This is a genomic window from Curtobacterium sp. C2H10, from assembly GCF_025407985.1.
Classification (GTDB): domain Bacteria; phylum Actinomycetota; class Actinomycetes; order Actinomycetales; family Microbacteriaceae; genus Curtobacterium.
Genome location: NZ_JABXGF010000005.1, coordinates 73,986 through 93,267 on the forward strand (window position 1 = coordinate 73,986; position 19,282 = coordinate 93,267).

The 19,282-nt window shown below is 71.6% G+C and carries 22 protein-coding genes; 19 read left to right on the plus strand and 3 right to left on the minus strand.

The window, feature by feature from the left end; translation table 11 throughout:
* Positions 1-23: 23 nt before the first annotated feature.
* The 8 genes from HWD93_RS04365 (at position 24) to dapF (ending at position 6,846) form a co-directional block, all read left to right on the plus strand.
* Positions 24-512: a CinA family protein gene (locus tag HWD93_RS04365; protein WP_261646163.1), complete on the plus strand. Its 489-nt coding sequence runs from the start codon at positions 24-26 to the stop codon at positions 510-512.
* A 154-nt stretch (positions 513-666) separates the two neighbouring features.
* Positions 667-975, plus strand: a complete 309-nt coding sequence (locus tag HWD93_RS04370; RefSeq protein WP_058742950.1) for a helix-turn-helix domain-containing protein — start codon at positions 667-669, stop codon at positions 973-975.
* 100 nt (positions 976-1,075) lie between these two features.
* A complete protein-coding gene (locus HWD93_RS04375) occupies positions 1,076-1,300 on the plus strand; it encodes a DUF3046 domain-containing protein (protein ID WP_022907383.1) in 225 nt (74 codons plus the stop codon).
* Positions 1,301-1,562: 262 nt separating this feature from the next.
* On the plus strand, positions 1,563-2,630 hold the full coding sequence (gene recA, locus HWD93_RS04380) for a recombinase RecA (protein WP_070416506.1): 1,068 nt from the start codon (positions 1,563-1,565) through the stop codon (positions 2,628-2,630).
* Positions 2,627-3,493 (plus strand): regulatory protein RecX, encoded by an 867-nt coding sequence (locus tag HWD93_RS19425; protein WP_261646133.1) that lies wholly within the window; start codon positions 2,627-2,629, stop codon positions 3,491-3,493. Before recA ends, HWD93_RS19425 begins: the two co-directional genes overlap by 4 nt.
* Before the next feature lie 29 nt (positions 3,494-3,522).
* On the plus strand, positions 3,523-5,022 hold the full coding sequence (gene miaB / locus HWD93_RS04390; RefSeq protein WP_261646134.1) for a tRNA (N6-isopentenyl adenosine(37)-C2)-methylthiotransferase MiaB: 1,500 nt from the start codon (positions 3,523-3,525) through the stop codon (positions 5,020-5,022).
* Positions 5,009-5,959 carry a tRNA (adenosine(37)-N6)-dimethylallyltransferase MiaA gene (miaA, locus tag HWD93_RS04395; protein ID WP_261646135.1) on the plus strand — a complete coding sequence of 317 codons (951 nt, stop codon included), beginning with the start codon at positions 5,009-5,011 and terminating at the stop codon, positions 5,957-5,959. The genes miaB and miaA overlap by 14 nt, the downstream gene beginning before the upstream one ends.
* The gene (dapF, locus tag HWD93_RS04400; protein ID WP_070416504.1) at positions 5,956-6,846 is read left to right on the plus strand and encodes a diaminopimelate epimerase; all 891 of its coding nucleotides are present in this window, start codon (positions 5,956-5,958) and stop codon (positions 6,844-6,846) included. The genes miaA and dapF overlap by 4 nt, the downstream gene beginning before the upstream one ends.
* A gap of 273 nt (positions 6,847-7,119) precedes the next feature.
* On the opposite strand, the gene HWD93_RS04405 is transcribed toward dapF, so the two are convergent.
* Positions 7,120-7,734 carry a class I SAM-dependent methyltransferase gene (locus tag HWD93_RS04405; RefSeq protein WP_071301669.1) on the minus strand — a complete coding sequence of 205 codons (615 nt, stop codon included), beginning with the start codon at positions 7,732-7,734 and terminating at the stop codon, positions 7,120-7,122.
* Positions 7,735-7,795: 61 nt separating this feature from the next.
* Between HWD93_RS04405 and hflX the strand changes: the two genes are divergently transcribed.
* Positions 7,796-9,334 carry a GTPase HflX gene (gene hflX, locus HWD93_RS04410; RefSeq protein WP_261646136.1) on the plus strand — a complete coding sequence of 513 codons (1,539 nt, stop codon included), beginning with the start codon at positions 7,796-7,798 and terminating at the stop codon, positions 9,332-9,334.
* A 184-nt stretch (positions 9,335-9,518) separates the two neighbouring features.
* On the opposite strand, the gene lexA is transcribed toward hflX, so the two are convergent.
* Positions 9,519-10,163 (minus strand): transcriptional repressor LexA, encoded by a 645-nt coding sequence (gene lexA, locus HWD93_RS04415; RefSeq protein ID WP_070416502.1) that lies wholly within the window; start codon positions 10,161-10,163, stop codon positions 9,519-9,521.
* 237 nt (positions 10,164-10,400) lie between these two features.
* On the opposite strand from lexA, the gene HWD93_RS04420 reads away from it, so the two are divergent.
* From HWD93_RS04420 to scpB, 9 genes are all read left to right on the plus strand, one after another.
* Entirely contained in the window at positions 10,401-10,766 is a 366-nt protein-coding gene (locus tag HWD93_RS04420) for a LysM peptidoglycan-binding domain-containing protein (RefSeq protein WP_261646137.1), read from the plus strand.
* Positions 10,767-10,818: 52 nt separating this feature from the next.
* On the plus strand, positions 10,819-11,943 hold the full coding sequence (locus tag HWD93_RS04425) for a histidinol-phosphate transaminase (protein WP_261646138.1): 1,125 nt from the start codon (positions 10,819-10,821) through the stop codon (positions 11,941-11,943).
* Positions 11,940-12,542, plus strand: coding sequence for an imidazoleglycerol-phosphate dehydratase HisB (gene hisB / locus HWD93_RS04430; protein ID WP_071301667.1), 603 nt, complete (start codon positions 11,940-11,942; stop codon positions 12,540-12,542). The genes HWD93_RS04425 and hisB overlap by 4 nt, the downstream gene beginning before the upstream one ends.
* Entirely contained in the window at positions 12,539-13,180 is a 642-nt protein-coding gene (gene hisH, locus HWD93_RS04435; RefSeq protein ID WP_070416498.1) for an imidazole glycerol phosphate synthase subunit HisH, read from the plus strand. The genes hisB and hisH overlap by 4 nt, the downstream gene beginning before the upstream one ends.
* Positions 13,181-13,243: 63 nt before the next feature.
* The gene (gene priA / locus HWD93_RS04440; RefSeq protein WP_071301666.1) at positions 13,244-13,990 is read left to right on the plus strand and encodes a bifunctional 1-(5-phosphoribosyl)-5-((5-phosphoribosylamino)methylideneamino)imidazole-4-carboxamide isomerase/phosphoribosylanthranilate isomerase PriA; all 747 of its coding nucleotides are present in this window, start codon (positions 13,244-13,246) and stop codon (positions 13,988-13,990) included.
* A gap of 4 nt (positions 13,991-13,994) precedes the next feature.
* A complete protein-coding gene (locus tag HWD93_RS04445) occupies positions 13,995-14,831 on the plus strand; it encodes an SseB family protein (protein WP_261646139.1) in 837 nt (278 codons plus the stop codon).
* Positions 14,832-14,920: 89 nt separating this feature from the next.
* Positions 14,921-15,799 carry a ParA family protein gene (locus HWD93_RS04450; protein WP_070416496.1) on the plus strand — a complete coding sequence of 293 codons (879 nt, stop codon included), beginning with the start codon at positions 14,921-14,923 and terminating at the stop codon, positions 15,797-15,799.
* Positions 15,783-16,655 carry a ScpA family protein gene (locus tag HWD93_RS04455; protein WP_261646140.1) on the plus strand — a complete coding sequence of 291 codons (873 nt, stop codon included), beginning with the start codon at positions 15,783-15,785 and terminating at the stop codon, positions 16,653-16,655. The genes HWD93_RS04450 and HWD93_RS04455 overlap by 17 nt, the downstream gene beginning before the upstream one ends.
* Positions 16,645-17,334 (plus strand): SMC-Scp complex subunit ScpB, encoded by a 690-nt coding sequence (scpB, locus tag HWD93_RS04460; protein ID WP_254789341.1) that lies wholly within the window; start codon positions 16,645-16,647, stop codon positions 17,332-17,334. Before HWD93_RS04455 ends, scpB begins: the two co-directional genes overlap by 11 nt.
* 85 nt (positions 17,335-17,419) lie before the next feature.
* On the opposite strand, the gene HWD93_RS04465 is transcribed toward scpB, so the two are convergent.
* Entirely contained in the window at positions 17,420-18,289 is an 870-nt protein-coding gene (locus tag HWD93_RS04465) for a hypothetical protein (RefSeq protein ID WP_261646141.1), read from the minus strand.
* 234 nt (positions 18,290-18,523) lie between these two features.
* Between HWD93_RS04465 and HWD93_RS04470 the strand changes: the two genes are divergently transcribed.
* On the plus strand, positions 18,524-19,279 hold the full coding sequence (locus tag HWD93_RS04470) for a pseudouridine synthase (protein WP_070419123.1): 756 nt from the start codon (positions 18,524-18,526) through the stop codon (positions 19,277-19,279).
* Positions 19,280-19,282: the final 3 nt, after the last annotated feature.

Consider the following 19,282-nt stretch of genomic DNA (forward strand, 5'->3'; position numbering starts at 1 on the left):
GACACGACACCGGACCCGACGTCCTGAAGTCCGCTCGCGACCTCGTCGCGCGCCTGACCGAACGGGGCGACACCGTCGCTGTGGCGGAGTCGCTCACCGGTGGACTCGTCGTCGCGACCCTCGTCGGCGTGCCGGGCGCCAGCGCCGTGGTGCGCGGGGGAGTCGTGGCCTACGCGACGCCCGTGAAGCACACCGTGCTCGGCGTCTCGTCGGCGCTGCTCGCGTCCAACGGTGCCGTCGACCCCGAGGTGGCTCGGCAGATGGCCTCGGGCGTGCGAGCAGCACTCGCGGTCGACGGAGCACCCGCGACCTGGGGCATCAGCACGACCGGTGTCGCCGGACCCGACCCGCAGGACGGTCAGCCGGTGGGGACGGTCTTCGTCGGCATCGCGGACGCCGACGGTGCCCAGGCGTACGAGTTGCACCTCGACGGCGATCGCGATGCAATCCGCTGGGCGACCGTCTCCGAACTCCTGGCACGGATGTCGTCCACGATCCGGGCCCGGGAATAGGTCCCGTTTCCACTGGGTTACATCTCACGCAATCTCCAGCAGTAGAGCAGCCGGCGTGGTTAGCATGCTGCAACCGGCAACGCTACTGTTGCTGAACCCGAACTCGGCCATCAGGACCGAGCGGGCGCGGAGACGACAGAGAGGAGGAGTTCTCATGGTTCTCGTTCGTCAGGAAATCGGCGACGTTCTGCGGGACTTCCGCTTGCAGAAGGGCCGGACCCTCCGTCAGGTCGCGTCCAAGGCCAGCGTGGCTCTCGGGTACCTCAGCGAGGTCGAGCGTGGGCAGAAGGAAGCCAGCTCGGAGATCCTCGCGTCCGTCGCGGACGCGCTGGACACCCCCATCTCGACCATCATGCGTGAGGTCGGCGACCGTCTCGCGGTGGTCGAGGGGCTCACCCCGGTGCCCGACACGCTCCCGGACGACCTCGTCGCCGAGTTCGACAACGACCTCGCGGTGCGCTGACGCCACCGCTTCCCGAACGCCCCCGCTGGTCCGCCAGCGGGGGCGTTCGGCGTTCCAGGGCCGTGCTCTGGCGGCGGGGCGGCGCGGTTACGCTGGGATGATGCGTGTGAGTGAGTTCTGGCGAGCCGTCGACCAGGTGTTCGGCGATGCCTACGGTGCCGTCGTCAGTCGTGACGTGGTGCTCGAGGAACTCGGCGGACGCTCGGCGGCCGAGGCGCTCGACGCGGGCATCGATGCGCGCCGCGTGTGGGAGGCGCTGTGCGAGTCGCAGGACGTCCCGCTCGAGAAGCGGCACGGCAAGGGGCTGGCGGAACCGCGGGACTGACGCGCGGTCTCCGTCCGAAACTCTGTTCGGCGTGTTGCTCGAACGGGTGTTCGATCGGTGGTAGCTTCCTCCACAGCGGCGCTGTCCGGAGAGTTCGTCCACAGATCGCGCGGTCGTCGGCAGTGATGTCGGTGGCCCGCCCTAGGTTCGAGTCAACGGGAACAGCCCGAAGCCTTGTCGCTGAAGCACCGGCCCTGCACCACCGGCCGGGTGGACGCGACAGCCTACAGGCGGCCGACACCGAGCACGAAGGAAGCACACCATGCCCTCACCCCAGGACCGCGAAAAGGCCCTCGAGACCGCTCTCGCCCAGATCGACCGTCAGTTCGGCAAGGGCACGGTCATGCGCCTCGGCTCGGACGAGCGCGCCCCCGTCGCCACCATCCCGACCGGTTCGGTCGCCCTCGACGTCGCGCTCGGCATCGGCGGGCTCCCGCGTGGCCGCATCATCGAGATCTACGGCCCGGAGTCGTCGGGTAAGACGACCCTGACGCTGCACGCCATCGCCAACGCCCAGCGCGCCGGCGGCATCGCGGCCTTCATCGACGCGGAACACGCGCTCGACCCCGAGTACGCGAAGAAGCTCGGCGTCGACATCGACGCGCTGCTCGTCTCCCAGCCGGACACCGGTGAGCAGGCGCTCGAGATCGCCGACATGCTCGTCCGTTCCGGCTCCATCGACCTCGTCGTCATCGACTCCGTCGCGGCGCTCGTGCCCCGCGCCGAGATCGAGGGCGAGATGGGTGACTCGCACGTCGGTCTGCAGGCCCGCCTCATGTCGCAGGCACTCCGCAAGCTCGCCGGTGGCCTGAACCAGACGCAGACCACGATGATCTTCATCAACCAGCTGCGCGAGAAGATCGGTGTGTTCTTCGGCAGCCCCGAGACCACCGCCGGTGGTAAGGCGCTCAAGTTCTACGCGTCGGTCCGTCTCGACATCCGTCGCATCGAGACGCTCAAGAGCGGCACCGACGCGGTCGGCAACCGCACCCGCGTCAAGGTCGTCAAGAACAAGATGGCCCCGCCCTTCAAGCAGGCCGAGTTCGACATCCTGTACGGCACGGGCATCTCGCGCGAGGGCTCGTTGCTCGACTTCGGCGTCGACCACGGCATCGTCAAGAAGTCCGGTGCCTGGTACACGTACGACGGCGACCAGCTCGGGCAGGGCAAGGAGAACTCGCGGTCGTTCCTGATCCAGAACCCCGAGATCGCTGCTGAGATCGAGGGCAAGATCCTCGCCAAGCTCGGTGTCGGCGGTGCGTCGGCCGAGGCGGTCGAGGCTCCCGTCGAGTCGATCGCGCCGAAGATCGCGGAGCGCAAGGGCGCGTGACGACCGACCACGACGGCGATGAGGACCTCGCACCGGTCACCGACCTGTTCGGTGCGCGCGGTGCGCGGTCCCGTCGCCGACCCGCGGCTGGGCCGGAGACGGCGGGCGACACGGATGCCGTGACGGACCACGGCGGAGCCGACGCCGACGCGCCGGTTCCGCTGCCGATCCAGGGCGCTCGGGCGCAGGCGGAGTGGCTCTCGCCCGTCGTCGGGGACGGCAGCGGCCGCAGTGCCCGTGCCGAGCAGGACGGCTACGACGACGACCGGACGGCAGACGCCACGACGGCGTCCGTGTTCGCGATCGACGGCGGTGCCGAACTCGACCCAGCGGACGCCCCACGGCCGATCGACGAGCAGCGTGCCGACGCCGAGCGGCTCAGCATGCGCGCGCTCGGTCGCAAGGGCGTCAGCGAGTCCGAGCTGCGCACGATGCTGACCAAGAACGACCTCGACCCGGACGTCGTCGAGCACGAGATCGAGCGGCTCACCCGCGTCGGACTCGTGGACGACGTGGCGCTCGCGACCGACCTCGTCGACCGCCTCCACGACCGCAAGGGTCTGGGGCGCCAAGGCGTCGTCGCCGAACTGCGGCGCCGCGGCATCGACCAGGTCGCGATCGACGCGGCGCTCGACGCAGCCGCCGATGACGAGGACGACGAGTTCGTCCGGGCGATCGACCTCGCGCAGAAGCGTGCCGGGCAGCTCCGCGGGCTCGACCGGGCGACGGCGGAACGACGGCTCTCGGGCTTCCTGATGCGCAAGGGCTACAACGGCGGCATCGTGCGGATCGCGGTCGAGCGTGCGCTCGACGGCGGTGGGCGTCCGCCGGCAGGACCTCGCGGCTCCGTCCGCTTCGAGTAGCGTCGCGACGGTTTTACACTGGGACGACCATGGCCACCGTCGCAGCGCGCCCCCGCACCTACCAAGTCCGCACCTACGGGTGCCAGATGAACGTGCACGACTCCGAGCGGCTGAGCGGGTCGCTCCAGGCCGCCGGGTACGTCGCTGCCGACGGCGAGCAGGCGGACGTGGTCGTCATCAACACGTGCGCCGTGCGCGAGAACGCCGACAACCGTCTGTACGGCAACCTCGGGCAGCTCGCGGGCATCAAGCGCGAGCACCCCGGCATGCAGATCGCGGTCGGCGGGTGCCTGGCGCAGAAGGACAAGAACGTCATCCTCGAGAAGGCGCCGTGGGTGGACGTCGTCTTCGGGACGCACAACATGGGTTCACTGCCGACGCTGCTCGAGCGCGCCCGGCACAACGACGAAGCGCAGATCGAGATCCTCGAGTCGCTGGACGTCTTCCCGTCGACCCTCCCGACCAAGCGCGACTCGACGCACAGTGGCTGGGTGTCGATCTCGGTCGGCTGCAACAACACCTGCACGTTCTGCATCGTGCCGTCGCTGCGCGGCAAGGAGAAGGACCGCCGCCCGGGTGACGTGCTCGCCGAGATCCAGGCACTCGTCGACGACGGCGCGATCGAGGTCACCCTGCTCGGGCAGAACGTCAACTCGTACGGCGTCGAGTTCGGGGACCGCCAGGCGTTCGGCAAGCTGCTCCGTGCCGCCGGTCAGATCGAGGGCCTCGAGCGGGTCCGGTTCACCAGCCCGCACCCCGCCGCCTTCACGGACGACGTCATCGACGCGATGGCCGAGACGCCGAACGTGATGCCCCAGCTGCACATGCCGCTCCAGTCCGGGTCGGACCACGTCCTCAAGGCGATGCGCCGCAGCTACCGGAGCGAACGGTTCCTCGGCATCCTCGACCGCGTCCGGGCGAAGATCCCGCACGCGGCGATCTCGACGGACATCATCGTCGGCTTCCCCGGCGAGACCGACGCGGACTTCGAGGACACCCTGCGCGTCGTGGAGCAGTCGCGGTTCGCCTCGGCGTTCACGTTCCAGTACTCGATCCGGCCGGGGACACCCGCGGCGACGATGGACGAGCAGTTGCCGAAGCACGTCGTGCAGGAGCGGTACGAGCGGCTCGTCGCCCTGCAGGAGCACATCACGGCAGAGGAGAACGCGAAGCAGGTCGGGCGCACGGTCCAGGTCCTCGTCGCCACCGGTGAGGGCAAGAAGGACGACGCCACGCACCGGCTGTCGGGCCGCGCCGAGGACTCCCGACTCGTGCACTTCTCGGTGCCGGGCGGATCGGACGTGCCGCGCCCCGGGGACGTCGTCACCGTCGAGGTCACCCGCTCGGCCCCGCACTTCCTGATCGCCGACGGGGACGCACCGTTGCGGATCCGCCGGACCCGCGCGGGCGACGCGTGGGACCGTGCCCAGGCGGAGAGCTGTGGCGTCCCGACGCCGGCACCCGTCGGGGCCGCCGACGGCCCGCGGCCGGTGTCGCTCGGTCTGCCCAGCATCCGTGTCGGCCGCTGACGAGGAGCGCGCCGGCGGCGGCGACCTGATCGCGGTCGTCGGGGCGACCGGCACCGGCAAGTCCGACCTCGGGATCGCGATCGCCGAACGCCTCCGCGCCGCAGGGCGCCCCGCCGAGATCGTCAACGCCGACGCCATGCAGCTCTACCGCGGCATGGACATCGGCACCGCGAAGCTCGGCGTCGAGGAGCGCCGGGGCATCCCGCACCACCAGCTCGACGTGCTCGACGTCACGGACGAGGCCAGCGTCGCCGCCTACCAGCGTGATGCGCGGGCGGAGGTCGAGGCCATCCACGGCCGCGGGAACGTCGCCCTGCTCGTCGGCGGCAGCGGGCTGTACGTCTCGGCTGTGCTCTTCGACCTCGCGTTCCCCGGCACCGATCCCGAACTCCGCGCCCACCTCGAGCGCGAGCACGAGGAACTCGGGCCGGGCATCCTGCTGGAACGACTCCGCGGTCTGGACCCGGCGGCCGCGGCGACCATCGACGCACGCAACCCGCGGAGGTTGATCCGTGCACTCGAGATCGCGAGCCGATCCGAGGTGGTCACGCCGAGCCTCCCGTCCGCGCCCCGCGCCTGGCGACCCGCTCGGATCCTGCACCTGCACCGCGACCGGGCGCAGCTCGTCGCCGCGCTGCACAAGCGCGCGGCGCGCATGTTCGACGCCGGGCTCGTGGAGGAGGTCCGTGGGCTGCGCGAGCAGGGCCTCGAGTCGGGGCGGACCGCGCGGGCGGCGATCGGGTACTCGCAGGCGCTCGAGGTGCTCCGCGGGGACGCGACCGTCGACCAGGCGGTGGAGGCGACGGGCATCGCGACGCGCAAGTACGCCCGCCGGCAGGTGTCGTGGTTCCGGCGGTACGCCGACGCGGAGCTGCTCGACGTCACCGGCGCCGATCGGGCTGCGCTGACAGCGGCTGCCCGTAGGATCGTCCCGTGACCGAGCTGCACTTCACCAAGGGCCAGGGGACCGGCAACGACTTCGTCCTGTTCGCCGACCCCGACGCGTCGGTCGACCTGACCCCCGAGCGGATCCGCGCCATCGCCGACCGCCGGTTCGGTGTCGGCGGCGACGGCGTCATCCGGGCGGTCCGGTCCGAAGCGCTGCCGGAAGGGCAGGCGCTCGTCGCCGAGGACCCCGCGGCGACCTGGTTCATGGATTACCACAACGCCGACGGCACGGTCGCCGAGATGTGCGGGAACGGCATCCGCGTGTTCGCGCGCTACCTCACGGAGTCCGGGCTCGTCGACCTCACCCCCGGCGAGACCCTGACGGTCGGCAGCCGCAAGGGACTCGTCGACATCCAGCGGACGACCAACGGCTTCTCCGCCGACCTCGGGCGCTGGGGGCTCGGCATCGAGGGCGGCGGCGCGGACGACGTGCTCGTGCGGGCGAAGAACCTCGACGGAGCACGCCCCGGGCTCGGCATCGACGTCGGCAACCCCCACGTGGTGGTCGCCGTCGCGACCGAGGACGAACTCGCCGAGGTCGACCTCACGTACGTCCCGGTGCTCGATCCGGTTCCCGCGGCCGGCGCGAACGTCGAGTTCGTGCTGCCGGGCGACCCGCTCGTGCAGGACGGCGTCGGTCAGATCACGATGCGGGTCCACGAGCGCGGCAGCGGTGAGACCCTGTCGTGCGGCACCGGGGCCGTCGCCGCGGCCCTCGCGACGCGGTACTGGGCGGGCAACGGGGCGCCGGACACGTGGCGCGTGCGCGTGCCGGGTGGGGTCGTCACGGTGCGCATCTTCGCGGCGGAGGACGGCGAGCACGTCGCGTTGTCCGGGCCGGCGGAACTCGTGTTCTCGGGTGACCTGACGGTCTGACCTGGGCGGGGCTTCCGGCCAGGAGGCGCGGTTCGGCGCGCCGGCGCTCGTCACCTGGGTCGCGCGTCCTGGCCACTGCCGTGGTGCGGACGGGCGGGTCGGTCGCGCTGGCCGGCTGCGGCCGACTGGCCGCGCTGCCCGGTCGCGTGACGTGTCGAACCACGTTCCCGACATCGAACTGCCCGCGTGCGCTGGTTCGATGTCGGAATCGTGGTTCCACTCGGACCGCGCGCCTCGCGCGGCGGCGGCACGCGGCACGCGCGCACGCGGCGCCTACTCGGCTGCGCGGTGCACCCGCAGCACCCGGAACCCCTTGTCCGTCGACGCCCGCGACACGTGGAACCCCGCGTCGAGCGACTCCCGCAACCACCGCTGCAGCGAATCGCCCCCGAGGTCCTTCGACACGACCAACCACGCGTCCCCACCGACCTCGAGCCGGGGCAGCCACGTCAGCAGGATCTGGTGCAGCTCGTCCTTGCCGACCCGGATCGGCGGGTTCGACCAGATCGTCCGGAACCGCAGGTCGGCCGGTACCTCGTCCGGCAGTGCGACGGTGACGTTGTCGGCCCCCGCAGCAGCAGCGTTCGCCCGGGCGAGACCGAGCACCCGCTCGTTCACGTCGACGCCCCACACCTGGGCGGCGGGGGAGTCGAGGGCCATGGTGATGGCGATCGGACCCCAGCCACAGCCGACGTCGAGCAGTGCCCCCTCGTGCGCGGGCGGCGGCACCGAGCCGAGCAGCACCCGCGTGCCACGGTCGAGCCCGTCCGGGCTGAAGACACCCGCGGCGGTGGTCAGCGTGAGCGGGCGACCGGCGAGGGTGACGTGGATCTGGCGTTCGCGGGTGTCCGACGACGGGTTCGCGGAGAAGTAGTGGTCGTTCGCCATGGATGAACCGTACCGGCAACCCCGTGTGTCCCGAGGCCCCGAGCGGTACCCTGTGGAGAAGATGACGGACACCACGAACCGAGACGCAGAGACCACCGACGACAGCGCTGCTGGTGTCGTCGAGCGGGTCCTGCGCAACGCCAACTCCCGCGCGAGCTCCTCGATCTTCGCCCCCGCGCAGGCGATCCAGACCCGATCGGTCGACGACCACGCCTGGACGGGCGACGGCGACCAGTACGACCGCGAAGACCGGGCTGCCCTCCGCCGCGTCGGCGGCCTCTCCACCGAACTCGAGGACGTCACCGAGGTCGAGTACCGGCAGCTCCGGCTCGAGCAGGTCGTCCTGATCGGCGTGTACCCGCACGGCGACGCCTCGGACGCCGAGAACTCCCTGCGTGAGCTCGCCGCCCTCGCCGAGACCGCGGGGGCCGTGGTGCTCGACGGGCTCCTGCAGCGCCGGCCGAACCCCGACCCCTCCACGTACCTCGGCAAGGGCAAGGCCGAAGAGCTCGCGATGGTCGTCAAGGCCACCGGCGCCGACACGGTCATCGCCGACACCGAACTCGCCCCGTCCCAGCGCCGCGCGCTCGAGGACGTGGTGAAGGTCAAGGTGATCGACCGGACGGCCGTGATCCTCGACATCTTCAGCCAGCACGCCAAGAGCCGCGAGGGCAAGGCGCAGGTCGAACTCGCCCAGCTCGAGTACCTCCTGCCGCGACTCCGTGGTTGGGGTGAGTCGATGTCCCGCCAGGCCGGTGGCCAGGTGTCCGGCGGTGCGGGCATGGGTTCGCGTGGTCCCGGTGAGACGAAGATCGAGCTCGACCGTCGCCGCATCCACACCCGGATGTCCAAGCTCCGTCGCCAGATCGCCGGGTTCCGCCCCGCGCGCGAGGCGAAGCGGGCCGACCGACACCGCAACGACGTCCCGAGCGTCGCGATCGCCGGGTACACCAACGCGGGCAAGTCCTCGCTGTTGAACCGGCTGACGAGCGCCGGCGTGCTCGTCCAGAACCAGCTCTTCGCGACGCTGGACGCCACGGTCCGCCGGACCGAGAGCGCGAAGGGCCGCGAGTTCACCTTCGTCGACACCGTCGGCTTCGTGCGCAACCTACCGCACCAGCTCGTCGAGGCGTTCCGCTCCACCCTCGAAGAGGTCGGCGAGGCCGACGTCATCGTGCACGTGGTCGACGGCTCGCACCCCGACCCGGCCGCCCAGCTGGCGACCGTGCGCGAGGTCATCGGCGATGTCGGCGCCCGCGAGATCCCCGAGATCGTCGCCTTCAACAAGGCCGACCTCATCGACGAGTCGCAGCGGCTCGTGCTGGTCGGCCTCGTGCCGGACGCGGTGTTCGTCTCGGCGCGCACGGGCGAGGGCATCCAGGACCTCCTCGACGTGATCGAGGCCCGTCTCCCCGAACCCGACGTCGAGCTCACCGTGGTGGTCCCGTACGACCGCGGTGACCTGGTGTCGTCGCTGCACGACGCAGGCGCGGTCGAGACCGTCGACTACGTCGAGGACGGCACGCGCCTGCGGGTGCGCGTGTTCCAGCGGCAGGTCGCGGAGCTCGACCCGTTCGTGGTCGCGCCCGTCGCGTCCTGAGGCGCGCCCTGCGCTGACGCGCGGCGTGCGGTCCAGGAGGCGCGGTGCACGCCCGCCCCGCACCCACCGCGGCTGCGCGGTTCCGTTCGGCGCCGCACAACGAAAGCCGGTTCGAACCACGTGATCGTGTGGTTCGAGCCGGCTTTGGTCGTGCCCGTCGCAGAGGCACGCGGTGCCTGCGCCGTCAGATCGAGCGGAGGACCGCCACGACCTTGCCGAGCACGGTGGCCGCGTCGCCGAGGATCGGCTCGAACGCGGTGTTGCGGGGGAGCAGCCACGTGTGACCGTCCCGCTGGCGGAAGACCTTCACGGTCGCCTCCTCGTCGAGCATGGCGGCGACGATGTCACCGTTCTCGGCCGTCTGCTGCGACCGGACGACCACCCAGTCGCCGTCGCAGATCGCGGCGTCGATCATCGACTCGCCCACGACCTTGAGCATGAAGAGGTCACCCGTGCCGACGAGCTGCCGGGGGAGCGGCACGATCTCGTCGACGTGCTGCTCGGCCGTGATCGGCACACCGGCGGCGATCCGACCGACGAGCGGGACGAGCGTCGTCGCGTCGACGTCCGGGCCCTCGACGTCGGGGGTCGGCTCGTCGACGAGGACCTCGAGCGCGCGGGGCCGGTTCGGGTCGCGGCGGATCCACCCGCCGAGCTCGAGCTGGCCGAGCTGGTGCGAGACGCTCGACAGCGAGGACAAGCCCGCGGCGTCACCGATCTCGCGCATGCTCGGCGGGTAACCCCGGCTGGCGATCGACGCACGGATCGCGTCGAGGATCGCCTGCTGCTTCGCCGTCAGCGGCTTCTGGCCCCGCAGTTCGTCCGCCACGTCGTCTCGCCCTTCGTCGGTGCCGGGACCGTGCCCGCGGGAATGTCGGTGGTGCCCGCTTGACTTGTCCCAGTCGATCGAAACAGTATCCGACCGGTCATCGCCGGACAAACACCTGTTCGAGCGTGTCGGCAGAAAACCCCCCAGAAATCTCCGCGCAGGACTTGTGCGGCTCGTCATTCGAAACTATGTTCGGTACAGGACTTCGGTTCATCCGAACGGGAAGGCAAGAACGACATGAGCACCATCGCCATCGCTGACATCCAGCGCACCGCGCCCGCCGTGCGTACGCGCCTGCGCCTCACGCGTCGCGGCCGGCTCGTCCTGACGACGCTCGCCGCGATCCCGCTGCTGATCGGTGTGGCACTCGCCGTGCTGAACGGCGGACAGGCATCGGCCGGCAACACCGAGTCGCACGCCCACTTCGAGACCGTGACCATCCAGCCGGGCGAGACGCTCTGGCAGCTGGCGGAAGAGACCGCCCCGAACGCCGACCCGCGCGACTTCGTGCAGGACGTCGTCAGCCTGAACGCGCTCGACGGCTCCGGGCTGCAGGCCGGGCAGGAGATCTCGATCCCGGCGCAGTACACCGCCGCGCACTAGCACCGTCCGGACGGCCGGTCACCATGCCGTTCGAGCGGCCTACGATGGATCGGTGGCATTCACGCTCGAAGACCTCCCGATCCGAGACGACCTGCGCGGGCAGAGCCCGTACGGCGCCCCGCAGAAGCACGTGCGCGTGCAGCTCAACGTCAACGAGAACACGCATCCGGTGCCAGCCGACGTCGCCGAGGACATCGTGTCGTCGATCCGCCAGGCGCTGACGACCGTGAACCGCTACCCCGACCGTGAGTTCACCGAGCTGCGGCAGTCCCTCGCGGACTACCTCCAGCGCGACCTCGCCCCGGGCCAGGCGCTCGGTCCGGAGCAGATCTGGGCGGCCAACGGCTCGAACGAGGTGCTCCAGCAGCTGCTCCAGGCCTTCGGTGGGCCGGGCCGCACCGTGCTCGGGTTCCCTCCGACCTACTCGATGCACTCGATCCTCGCGTCGGGCACCGGCACGACCTGGATCCCGGCGCAGCGCGACGACGAGTTCCGCATCGCGCCCGAGACCGTGGTGGCCGCCATCCGTGAGCACCAGCCGGACATCGTGTTCCTCTGCGGGCCGAACAACCCCACGGGTACGCCGCTCCCGATCGAGACGATCGAGGCCGCCTACGCCGCGACCGACGGCATCGTGATGGTCGACGAGGCCTACGCCGAGTTCATGCCTGCCGAGGCCCCGAGCGCCCTCACGCTGCTGCCCGGGCGGGAGCGTCTCATCGTGTCCCGCACGATGAGCAAGGCGTTCGCGTTCGCCGGTGCCCGCGTGGGCTACATGGCCGCCCACCCGGCCGTCATCGACGCGATCCGACTCGTCCGGCTGCCGTACCACCTCTCCGCCCTGACCCAGGCGGCAGCGGTGGCGGCGCTCCGGCACGCCCCCGCGATGCTCGCGATGGTCGACGACATCACGCAGCAGCGCGACCGCATGGTGACCGAACTCCGGGCGATGGGCTACCGCACGTACGAGACGTGGTCGAACTTCGTCCTGTTCGGCGGCGTCGCCGACCCGCACGCCGCGTTCGAAGCGCTGCTCGAGCAGGACGTCATCGTGCGCGACCTCGGCATCCCGAACCACCTGCGGGTCAGCGCAGGCACGGAAGAGGAGACCACCGTGTTCCTCGACGCCATGCGCCGCGTCGCCGCCGATCAGCCGCCGGTTAGGGTTGCAGCATGACCGCGCGCACCGCCACGATCAGCCGGAGCACGAGCGAGTCGAGCATCGAACTCGAACTCGACCTCGACGGCACCGGCACGTCCGACATCTCGACGAGCGTGCCGTTCTTCGACCACATGCTGACGGCGTTCAGCAAGCACTCGCTCATCGACCTCCGCGTGCGGTCGACCGGCGACACCCACATCGACGTCCACCACACCGTCGAGGACACCGGCATCGTGCTCGGCCAGGCGCTCAAGCAGGCCCTCGGTGACCGTGCCGGCATCGGTCGGTACGGGGACGCCCTCGTGCCGCTCGACGAGGCGCTCGCCCAGGCCGTGGTCGACGTCTCCGGCCGGCCGTTCCTCGTGCACTCCGGCGAGCCCGCGGGCTTCGAGTTCCACCGGATCGGCGGCCACTTCACCGGCTCGATGGTCCGCCACGTGTTCGAGGCGATCACCTTCAACGCCGGCATCACGGTGCACGTCCGCGTGCTCGAGGGCCGCGACCCGCACCACATCGCCGAAGCCGAGTTCAAGGCGTTCGCCCGGGCGATGCGCACGGCGGTCGAACTCGACCCTCGCGTGGACGGCATCCCGTCCACCAAGGGCACGCTGTGACCGCCGGGGCGAAGCCGAACGTCGTCGTCCTCGACTACGGGTCGGGCAACGTCCACTCCGCCGCCAAGGCCCTCGAACGCGCCGGCGCCGACGTCACCCTGACGTCGGACAAGCAGGCGGCGCTCCGGGCCGACGGGCTGCTGGTCCCCGGCGTCGGGGCGTTCGGAGCCGTGGTCGAGCAGCTCGAGGGCGTCCGGGGCGGCGAGATCGTCGACCACCGTCTCGCCGGCGGCCGTCCGGTCCTCGGGATCTGCGTCGGCATGCAGGTGCTCTTCTCGCGCGGCATCGAGCGCGGTGCCGACGTCGAGGGGCTCGGCCAGTGGCCGGGCACCGTCGAGCAGATCCAGGCCGACGTCCTGCCCCACATGGGGTGGAACACGGTCGACGCTCCTGCGGACTCGGTGTTGTTCGAGGGCCTGCACGACGAGCGCTTCTACTTCGTGCACTCGTACGGCGTGACCGACTTTCCGCTCGAGGCGTACGGGCCGTTCCGCGCACCGCGCCTGACCTGGGCCGAGCACGGGCAGCGGTTCGTCGCCGCGGTCGAGAACGGTCCGCTCACCGCCACCCAGTTCCACCCCGAGAAGTCCGGCGAGCCGGGCATCCGGCTGCTCCGCAACTGGGTGCAGTCGCTCTGAGACCCGCGGCGACACGTCGCGAACGACGACGCGCCCGACGACCCCCGCAACGAAGACAGGACCATGACCGAGCTCTCCACCACCCCGCCCCTCGTCCTGCTGCCCGCCGTGGACGTCGTCGACGGCCAGGCGGTGCGCCTCACCCAGGGCGAGGCCGGCAGCGAGACCTCCTACGGCGACCCGGTGTCGGCAGCCCGGACCTGGCGTGACCAGGGCGCCGAGTGGATCCACCTCGTCGACCTCGACGCAGCGTTCGGCCGCGGTGACAACCGCAAGGTCATCGCGCACGCCATCCGCGAGGTCGAGGGCGTCGCCGTCGAGCTCTCGGGCGGCATCCGCGACGACGCCTCGCTCGAGGCAGCCCTCGCGACCGGCGCCGCACGCGTGAACCTCGGCACCGCCGCGCTCGAGGACCCGGAGTGGGCGGCCCGCGTGATCCGGACGTACGGCGAGCAGATCGCCGTCGGGCTCGACGTGCGCGGCACGACGCTCGCCAGCCGGGGTTGGACGGAGGACGCCGGCGACCTGTGGGAGGTCCTCGACCGCCTCGAGGAAGCCGGCTGCGCCCGCTACGTCGTGACCGACGTGACGAAGGACGGCACCCTGCAGGGCCCGAACGTCGACCTCCTCCGCGAGGTCTGCGACCGTACCGACCAGCCCGTCGTGGCCTCCGGCGGGATCTCGACGCTCGACGACCTCCGTGCACTGCGTGCGCTCGTGCCGCACGGGCTCGAGGGCGCGATCATCGGCAAGGCGCTCTACTCGGGGGCGTTCACGCTCCCGGCCGCGCTCGACATCGCCTCGGAGTAGGCGCGTGGCGGGCATCTCGAACGGTCGCGGCACCGGACCCGACGGGCCCGCGGGCGACGGGCACCCGGACGACGCGCACACCCCCGGTGGGGCTGCGGACTCCGCGGGCTTCGCCTGGGCGGGTCGCACGTTCGACCAGCACGACACGACGTTCGACGACGACGACGGTCTGGCCGACCCGGCCGTCGTCGGCGCGATCACGGCGCTGCCGGACGGGGGGTCGCAGCGGGCGGTCGTCGACGCGCTCCGCACCGCACGGCTGCTCATCCCGCTCATCGCCGAGGCCGGAGACATCGGGCACACCGACGCCGGCAAGCTCGTCGACAAGACGCAGGAGCTCTCCATCGTGACGGTCGCCGGCCCGGACGGTCGCAGCGTCATGCCCGCCTTCACCTCCGTCGAGGCGATGCGCTCCTGGGATCCGGACGCCCGACCGGTTCCCGCGGACTCCCGCCGCGTGGCCATGGCCGCGGCGAGCGAGGAGACCCAGCTCGTGGTCCTCGACCCGACGGCGCCGACCGAGTTCGTGCTCCGTCGCCCCGCGGTGTGGGCGATCGGGCAGGACCTGCCGTGGACGCCCTGCTTCGAGGACCCGGAAGTGGCCCGGGCCTTCGCGGACTCCGTCGTGGGGGAACGTGCGGTGGCGCGGGTCGAGCTGGCCCCGGGGGACCCGCTCGGACGGTTCGCCGGTGCAGAACTGACGGTGGGGCTGGCGCTCCGCCCCGGACTCGACCAGACGCAGGTGCAGGAGCTCGTGGGGCGCCTCCAGCAGCGCTGGACGGCGGACGCCGTCATCGCGGAACGCGTGGACAGCATGCGGGTGGCGCTGCGCCCAGCGTGAGTCGCGCCTCCTGGCCCCGACCTGCGGCGGTGCGGCCCAGCCCGGCGGTGCGGCCCGGCCCGGCGGCCGGTCGCCGGTACGATGACGGGGTGAGCACGAACCCGACGACCACCCCCGGAACCGGCGAGACCACCTACGGTCCGACCGGACGGCCCGTCCGGCAGTTCGCGGTGCCCGAGGAGCTCGACGGCCACGGCCCCGCTCGCATCATCGCGCTGTGCAACCAGAAGGGCGGCGTCGGCAAGACCACGACGTCGATCAACCTCGGCGCGGCGCTGGCGGAGTACGGGCGCAAGGTCCTCGCGGTGGACTTCGACCCGCAGGGCGCGCTGTCGGCCGGCCTCGGCGTGCGGACCCACGACATCCCCACCGTCTACGACCTGCTGATGGGGTCGATCAAGGACCCGAACCAGGTCATCCAGCCGACGAACACGCCCTACCTCGACGTGATCCCCGCGAACATCGACCTCTCCGCGGCCGAGGTGCACCTCGTGAACGAGGTCGCGCGCGAGCAGATCCTCGCGAGCGTGCTCCGGAAGGTCGCGAACGACTACGACGTGATCCTCGTCGACTGCCAGCCGTCGCTCGGGCTGCTGACCGTGAACGCCCTGACGGCGGCGCACGGCGTCCTCATCCCGCTCGAGTGCGAGTTCTTCGCCCTGCGTGGTGTGGCGCTGCTCATCGAGACGATCGACAAGGTGCGCGACCGCCTCAACCCGGCGCTGCAGCTCGACGGGATCCTCGCGACGATGTACGACTCGCGCACGCTGCACTCGCGCGAGGTCATGGAGCGCGTCGTGGACACCTTCGACGACCGCGTGCTCGACACCGTCATCGGTCGGACCGTGAAGTTCCCGGACGCCACGGTCTCGGCGCGGCCGATCACGCAGACCGCGCCGGACCACGCGGCCGCACACGCGTACCGGCAGCTCGCCAGGGAGCTCGTCGAGCGTGGCGCCGTCGCCTGACCCCGGAACTGCCGGGCAGCCGGCCCCCGGACCTGCCGGGCAGCCGGCCCCCGCCAGCACGCAGACCGCGGCCGGCTTCCGGGTCCGGCTCCGCAACTTCGACGGCCCGTTCGACCTGCTCCTCTCGCTCATCACGAAGCACGAGCTCGACATCACCGAGGTCTCCCTCGGCGCCGTGACGGGCGAGTTCATCGAGTACGTGCGCCAAGCCGAGTCCCAGGAGGAACTCGACGAGGCCAGCGAGTTCCTCGTCGTCGCCGCCACGCTGCTCGACCTCAAGATCGCCGGGCTCCTGCCGCAGGGCGAGCTCGTCGACGCCGAGGACGTCGCCCTGCTCGAGGCCCGTGACCTCCTGTTCGCCCGACTGCTGCAGTACCGGGCGTTCAAGCAGGCCGCCGACTGGTTCGGCTCCCGCTGGCTGACCGAGTCCCGGCGCCACGTGCGGAGCGTCCGGCTCGAGGAACGGTTCCGCGTCCGGACCCCCGAGCTCGTCTGGACCCTCTCGGTGCAGGACTTCGCTGCGCTGGCGACCCTGGCGTTCGCGCCGCGGGAGCTCCCGACGGTCGGACTGGACCACCTGCACGCCCCGCTCGTCAGCATCCGGGAGCAGGCCGCGATCGTCGTCTCGATCCTCCGCACGCGTGCCGACGAGGACGTCTCGTTCCGCGAACTGGTCGCCGGCGTCTCGGAGACGGGTATCGTGGTGGCTCGCTTCCTCGCGATCCTGGAGCTTTACCGGAACGCATCCATCTCGTTCGAACAGTTCGAACCGCTCGGGGAGCTGACGCTGCGCTGGACCGCCGACGACTGGTCCGACGAGAGCCTCGCCAACCTGGGAGCCGACTATGACGGATGACGTGCACGACACGTCCAGTGCCGAACCCGGCGGCGCCGACGAGATGGCCGACGCCCGCGCGATCGAGCGCGAGATCCACGAGGCGCACGAGCGTGCCGCCCGGCCAGAGATCCCCGTCGACCGACAGCTCGAGGCGATCCTCATGATCGCCGACGAACCCCAGTCGCTCGTGTCCCTCGGCGCGGCAGTGGGGGCTCCCGTCCCGGTCGTCCGGCAGGCCATCGAGCGTCTCGTGGCGGACTTCGACGGGGTCGACGGCACGATCCGCCGCGGGTTCGAACTCCGCGAGGTCGGCGGCGGCTGGCGCTTCTACGTCCGGCAGGACCTCGACGACGTCGTCGAGCAGTTCGTCGAGGCCGAACGCCCCTCCCGCCTGTCGCAGGCCGCGCTCGAGACCCTCGCGGTCGTCGCGTACAAGCAGCCGATCACCCGGTCGCAGATCGCCTCGATCCGCGCCGTCAACGTCGACGGCGTCGTCCGCACGCTCGTCGCGCGCGGCCTCATCGAGGAGTCGTTCACCGACGCCGAGACCGGCGCCATCAACTACGTCACGTCCGACCTGCTCCTGCAGCAGCTCGGCATCAACTCGCTCGACGAGCTGCCGCTCATCTCGCCCCTCCTGGACGACGGTGCCGGCGGCTTCGAGCAGAACGAAGGGATCCCCGATGGCCGCGTATGAGGAAGAACGACGAGGCGGCCCACGGGGTGGCGCGGGCCGGGACGGCGCAGGTCGTCGGGACGGCGCGGGTCGTCCTGGAGGCGCGTCACGCGACCGCACCGCAGGCTCCGGCCGTGCGGGTGGCCGGTCCGAGAGCGCTGGTCGCGACGACCGCGGCGGGTACCGCGGGCGGGACGAGCGTCCTGCTTCCGGTGGGTACCGGGGCCGTGACGAGCGTCCGTCCTCCGGTGGCGGGTACCGGGGTCGTGACGACCGTGCGGGGTCCGGCCGGCGTGACGAAGACCGCGGGGGCTACCGCGGCCGTGACGACCGTCCGTCGACTGGCGGCGGGTACCGCGGTCGTGATGACCGTCCGTCGACTGGCGGCGGGTACCGCGGTCGTGATGACCGTCCGTCGAGCGGCGGCGGGTACCGCGGCCGTGATGACCGTCCGTCGAGCGGCGGTGGATACCGCGGCCGTGACGAGCGTCCGTCGTCCGCTGGTGGGTACCGGGGGCGTGACGACCGCCGTGATGCTCCGCGCCGTGACGATGACCGTGGAGGCTACCGCGGCCGTGACGAGCGTCCGGCGTCCGGTGGCGGGTACCGGGGTCGTGACGACCGCCGTGATGCCCCGCGCCGTGACGATGACCGCGGTGGCTACCGCGGGCGTGACGAGCGTCCGGCGTCCGGCGGCGGGTACCGGGGGCGCGATGACCGCGGGGGAGACCGGGGTCGGTTCGTCGGCCGCGAGGACGACCGCCGCGGCAGCGACCGCGGCGGGTTCAACCGCCGTGACGACGACCGCGGCGGGTACCGGGGTCGTGACGAGCGCCCCGCGTCCGGTGGGTACCGTGGCCGTGACGATCGGCGTGACGACCGTCGTGACGCCCCCCGACGCGACGACGACCGCCGCCGCGACCCGGCCCGCGAGGACCGCCGTGCCCCGGACGGCCGACCCAGCACGGTGTGGCACAACGGCCGACGCTACGTCGGCGGCACCACCACGGCGCGCAACGGCGACCGGCCCCGGAACACCGGCCCGCGCGGCACCGACCGCCGCACCACCCCGCAGCCCGAGGGCGCCCGCGACCAGCAGGGCCAGCCGCTCGAGGGCACGCCCGAGCGCCCGATCATCCCGGACTGGGACGCGGCGGACGGGACGGCGACCGCCGGGGCCGCGCCGCGCCTCCAGGCAGAGGGGGAGCGCCTGCAGAAGGTGATCGCCGCTGCGGGCGTGGCATCTCGCCGCGTCGCGGAGAACCTGATCGTCGAGGGCCGCGTGACGGTCAACGGCGAGGTCGTCGACGCGCTCGGCCGGCGTGTCGATCCCGAGACCGACCAGATCGCGGTGGACGGCGTCCCGGTGCAGATCGACAGCTCGCGCCGCTACGTGCTGCTCAACAAGCCGACCGGCATGGTCTCGAGCCTGCAGGACGAGCGTGGACGTCGTGACCTCTCCGAGTACGTCGACCGGTACGAGGAGCGCCTGTTCAACGTCGGGCGGCTCGACACCGAGACGTCCGGGCTGCTCGTGCTGACGAACGACGGGGACCTCGCGCACGTCCTGGCGCACCCGTCGTTCGGGGTGACGAAGACGTACATCGCGAAGGTGCGCGGCAACGTGAACCCCGCGACGGTGCAGCGGCTGCTCGACGGTGTGGAGCTCGAGGACGGTCCGATCGCGGCCGACAAGGTCCGCCTGCTCGAGTCCTCGCGCGGGGAGTCGCTCGTCGAGATCACGCTGCACTCCGGTCGCAACCGGATCGTGCGCCGCATGCTCGACGAGGTCGACCACCCCGTCCTCGAGCTGGTCCGGCGGTCGTTCGGGCCGCTGCACCTCGGGTCCCTGCCGATCGGCAAGACCCGGGAGCTGTCGACGGTCGAGCTCGGTTCGCTCCTCCGCATCGCCCGTGAGGCGAAGGGTTCTCCCCAGGCCTCGGACGGCGAAGAGTCCTCGGACTGACGA

Coding starts and splice junctions, on each gene's coding strand:
- recA (WP_070416506.1), top strand. CDS start 1,563: ATGCCCTCACCCCAGGACCGCGAAAAGGCCCTCGAGACCGCTCTCGCC.
- priA (WP_071301666.1), top strand. CDS start 13,244: ATGACCGAGCTCTCCACCACCCCGCCCCTCGTCCTGCTGCCCGCCGTG.
- HWD93_RS04370 (WP_058742950.1), top strand. CDS start 667: ATGGTTCTCGTTCGTCAGGAAATCGGCGACGTTCTGCGGGACTTCCGC.
- HWD93_RS04405 (WP_071301669.1), bottom strand. CDS start 7,734: ATGGCGAACGACCACTACTTCTCCGCGAACCCGTCGTCGGACACCCGC.
- HWD93_RS04420 (WP_261646137.1), top strand. CDS start 10,401: ATGAGCACCATCGCCATCGCTGACATCCAGCGCACCGCGCCCGCCGTG.
- hisB (WP_071301667.1), top strand. CDS start 11,940: ATGACCGCGCGCACCGCCACGATCAGCCGGAGCACGAGCGAGTCGAGC.
- hflX (WP_261646136.1), top strand. CDS start 7,796: ATGACGGACACCACGAACCGAGACGCAGAGACCACCGACGACAGCGCT.
- scpB (WP_254789341.1), top strand. CDS start 16,645: ATGACGGATGACGTGCACGACACGTCCAGTGCCGAACCCGGCGGCGCC.
- miaB (WP_261646134.1), top strand. CDS start 3,523: ATGGCCACCGTCGCAGCGCGCCCCCGCACCTACCAAGTCCGCACCTAC.
- HWD93_RS04375 (WP_022907383.1), top strand. CDS start 1,076: ATGCGTGTGAGTGAGTTCTGGCGAGCCGTCGACCAGGTGTTCGGCGAT.